Consider the following 1,340-nt stretch of genomic DNA (forward strand, 5'->3'; position numbering starts at 1 on the left):
AAAAATTTAAACTTGAAAGATGATAGACGTTACTATTTTCATTCAAATGAAAACTTGCTTCGCCAAAAGATATATCAAATCATTGCTGGCTATTCCGAAGACGACGCTGCTGATCAACTAACGAAAGACCCTGTACTCACTCAAATCATTGGAACGGTTGCGTTAGCTTCCCAACCTAGTTTGTCACGCTTTTTTAAACGGTTTGATAGCCAATCCATAGAGGAATTAAATCAAGCCAACCAAGAACTTATTGACAAAGCACATCAATTCAGAGAGTCAAAGGCACTCATATTTGATTTGGATTCTACACATTCAGATACCTATGGAGATCAAGAATCCGCCGCTTACAATGCCCATTACGGAACAGTAGGTTTCCACCCATTAGTTGTATTCGATGGAGTAACCGGTGACTTTATCAAAGCTAAGCTTCGTCCTGGGAATGTCTATACCTCTAACGGTGTTGTTGATTTTGTTCAACCGTTGGTTGAACATTACAATAAACAATTCCCTGAAACTACACCATTTGTTCGTGGGGATAGTGGCTTCGCCGTCCCAGCTTTGTACGATTTGTGCGAAAAAGAATCCGTTTATTACGTTATTCGACTCAAAGCAAATGCGAATCTACAACGAATTGCGGATGAACTCCATCCTTCATCCATGACTTCCGATGTAACAAATATGGAATGTTATTATGAAGAAACCATTTATCAAGCGAAATCATGGTCTAAGCCTAGAAAAGTGATTATAAAATCTGTACGTCCTGCAGACGAGTTGTTTTTCACGCATTCATTTTTTGTAACGAACTTGATAGATGCCTTCTCTCCAAAAGATATTGTTCTTTCTTACCAGAAAAGAGGTACGATGGAGAACTATATTAAGGAAGCCAAGAACGGTTTCTATTTAGATAAAATGAATAGTCATACTTTCCAGGTAAACGAAGTAAAGATGATGTTGAGTCTGCTTGCTTATAACCTAACGAATTGGCTACGTACACTTTGTTTTCCGGAAGGGCAAAAGACCATGCAGATCGATACCATCCGCACTCGAATCATTAAGGTGGCCAGTAAATTAGTCAAATCAGGCAGGTCCCTTTATTTCAAACTAGCTTCAAGTTTCGTGTACCAGGAATTCTTTTGGAAAGTAATTCAGCGAATACAGAAGCTAAAGCTGGAGTGAGCGAGCTCAAATCCCTATTAAAATTTTTCCGAATTTCAGAACAAGGGGGTTAGTCTGCCCAAAAATCAGCTCAATTTAAAGATTTGTTTTAACATCACGACTTAAGTAGTAAAATCACGAAAAAAATTCACCTGGAGACCGAGAAAATGGTTGATTCTGTCTTC

Annotated in this window: 1 protein-coding gene; it reads left to right on the plus strand. The window is 38.5% G+C overall.

Annotation, left to right across the window (positions count from 1 at the left end; translation table 11 throughout):
• On the plus strand, nt 1-1,176 hold a 1,176-nt coding region (locus JCM21738_RS21830; protein WP_035210294.1), incomplete at its 5' end, for an IS1380 family transposase.
• Between the last annotated feature and the right edge of the window lie 164 nt (nt 1,177-1,340).

The organism is Mesobacillus boroniphilus JCM 21738 (genome assembly GCF_000517385.1).
Taxonomy (GTDB): domain Bacteria; phylum Bacillota; class Bacilli; order Bacillales; family Cytobacillaceae; genus Mesobacillus; species Mesobacillus boroniphilus.